This window comes from Aquipuribacter hungaricus, assembly GCF_037860755.1.
Taxonomy (GTDB): domain Bacteria; phylum Actinomycetota; class Actinomycetes; order Actinomycetales; family JBBAYJ01; genus Aquipuribacter; species Aquipuribacter hungaricus.
In genome coordinates, this window is record NZ_JBBEOI010000366.1 from 1 (window position 1) to 2,448 (window position 2,448).

At 79.2% G+C, this 2,448-nt stretch carries 3 protein-coding genes; 1 reads left to right on the forward strand and 2 read right to left on the reverse strand.

The genetic code is table 11. From position 1 onward, the window contains the following. On the forward strand, positions 1 to 500 hold a 500-nt coding region (locus tag WCS02_RS19675), incomplete at its 5' end, for an alpha/beta fold hydrolase (RefSeq protein ID WP_340295974.1). A gap of 97 nt (positions 501 to 597) precedes the next feature. Here WCS02_RS19675 and WCS02_RS19680 read toward each other — a convergent pair. Together WCS02_RS19680 and WCS02_RS19685 are read right to left on the reverse strand one after the other, a co-directional pair. Next, positions 598 to 1,788 carry a MarP family serine protease gene (locus tag WCS02_RS19680; RefSeq protein WP_340295975.1) on the reverse strand — a complete coding sequence of 397 codons (1,191 nt, stop codon included), beginning with the start codon at positions 1,786 to 1,788 and terminating at the stop codon, positions 598 to 600. Continuing rightward, positions 1,785 to 2,448: NUDIX hydrolase (locus tag WCS02_RS19685; RefSeq protein ID WP_340295976.1), on the reverse strand; the 664-nt coding region annotated here is incomplete at its 5' end. The genes WCS02_RS19685 and WCS02_RS19680, both read right to left, overlap by 4 nt.

Sequence of the window (2,448 nt, forward strand, 5' to 3'; positions counted from 1 at the left end):
CGCCGCCCCGGCCCGGCCTGCTCCGGGGGCCGGCGCTCCGCGCGCTGGGGGCCGCGCAGCTGCCGAGCCTGCCCGAGCACGTCCTGCTCCACCGCGGCGGGGTGCGCCGCTACCTCGACGACGCCCGCGCCACCCCGGCGCCCGCGGCCGACGTGGACTACTACGTGGCCTCGGTGCGGGTGCCGTCGGTGGCCCACACCAGCCTGGAGCCGTGGCGGTGGCTCGCGCGGGCGTCGCTCCGCCCTGACGGGGTGCGGTGGTGGCGCTCGGTGCGCGGGGACGTCGCCGTGCCCGTGCTGCGGGTGGACGGCGGCGAGGACCGGTTCGCCGTGGGACGTGCCGTCGACCGGACCGGTCCCGGCGCGGGGGCCGTGCCTGCGCCGGACGGTCAGCAGCGCGTCGTGCTCCCCGGTGTGGGGCACCTGGTGCCGGAGGAGGCGCCGGAGCAGCTCCTCGAGGCCCTGCTCGCCTGGCTGCCCGGCGTGGTCCGGCCCGGCTGAGGCCTGCGACGCCCGCGCAGTCACTATCGACCGCGCACCCCACCCACGGCCCGGCACCGACGTCCCCGCAGTCATCATCGACCGGCCGGCGCGGACGTCAACCGGTCGCGCAGTCCCCCGTCGGCACCTGCTCCGTCGCCGTGGCCGCCACCTGGAGCACCGGGGCCGCCTCGGCGAGGGTGAGCGCGTAGCCCGTGCTCGGGTCGTCGAGGCTGCGGGCGAAGACCACGCCGACCACGGCGCCGGCGGCGTCCAGGACGGGGCCGCCGCTGTTGCCCGGCCGGACCTGGGCGTTGATCGAGTACACCTCGCGCGCCACCTCCTGCTCGCCGTAGACGTCCTCGCCGCGCGCGGACAGCACGTCGCGCACCCGGCCGGGGCTCAGCACGTAGGGACCGTCCAGCGGGAAGCCCGCGACGACCACGTCGTCCCCCCGGGCGCGGTCGGAGCCGAGCGCGAGCGGGCGGGCCTGCAGGTCCGGGACGTCGAGGACCGCGAGGTCGCGGGCGGCGTCGAGGACGACGACCCGGGCGGGCAGCAGGTCGCCCGTGCCGCCGACCTGCACCTGCGGCTCGGCCATGCCGGCGACGACGTGGGCGTTGGTCACCACGCGCCCGGGCGCCACGACGAACCCGGAGCCCTCCTGCCCCCGCCGGCAGGCCTCCGCCTCGCCCGTCACCCGGACCACCCCGGCACCGGCCGCGGCGACCGCCGGGTCCTGGGCCACGGCCGGGTCCGGGTCCGCGACCGGGAGGACGGGCTCGGCCCCGGCGAACGCCCGGGGGAACAGCTCGCCGTCCACCTGGGCGTACCAGCCCTCGAGCCGGCGCCCGACGCCCGCGGGGACGACCGTGTCGACCGCGGAGACCACGCGGGAGCCGGCCACCACCTCCGACAGGCGCGGGAACGGGCTGACGAGGACCGCGCCCGCGAGCACCCACACCACGAGCGCCGCCGCGACGACGGACCCGACGAGCCCGGTCACGGCGTCGAGGGCGCGGGCGGGGCGCCACGTCACCCGCCGCCGGACCAGCCCGGCGAGGGCGGAGGCCAGGGCCTGGCAGAGCACGCCGGCCAGCACCGTCCCGCCGAGCACGACGAGGGAGCGCCAGGGACCGACGCCGGTGCCGTCGAGGGCGAGGGGGAGCAGCCGGGCCGCGGCCACCGCCCCGACGACGAAGCCGGCCAGGGAGAAGGCCCCGACGAACAGCCCCTGCCGGAACCCCGTCCCGGCGTAGCCGACGAGCAGGACGACGAGCAGCAGGTCCAGCAGCAGCGACGGGGTCACGTCCCGTCCCCCGTCAGCGGCGAGCCCTCGTGGTCGACGACGGGCGTGCTGTCCCACGGCTGCGTGAGCCCGGCCAGGTCGAGCACCCATGACAGCAGCCCCGCGGTGAACCCCCAGACGAACAGCCCGCCCACGAGGAACCCGGGGCCGCTGCCGCGCCCGGACGGGTAGCGCACGCCGACGCGGGAGGCCGGGTCGACGAGCGCGGCCACCGGGGCACGGACCACCGCCGCCACCTCGGCAGGGTCGACGACGCCCACCGGGCCGGGACGGTGCCACCAGCCGAGCACCGGGACGACCTGGTGCGACGACGGCGGGACCCACAGCGGCGGCAGCGCGCCGAGCACGGTGACCGAGGACGGGTCGACGCCGACCTCCTCGCGCGCCTCGCGCAGGGCGCACGCCGCGTCGTCCACGTCGCCGGGGTCACGCCGGCCGCCGGGGAGCGCCACCTGGCCGGGGTGGCTGGACAGGGTGTCCGCGCGGCGGGTCAGCAGGACGTCCGGGCCCGCGGGGCCTTCGCCGAGCAGCAGGAGCACCGCAGCCCGCCGGACCGCACCGCCGCCGGGCGGCGAGGACCGCCAGCCCTCCGGCAGCCGGGCCCGGCCGTCGACGACCCGGGCCCAGGGGTCCAGCCAGTCCGGCCGCTCCCCGGGCGCG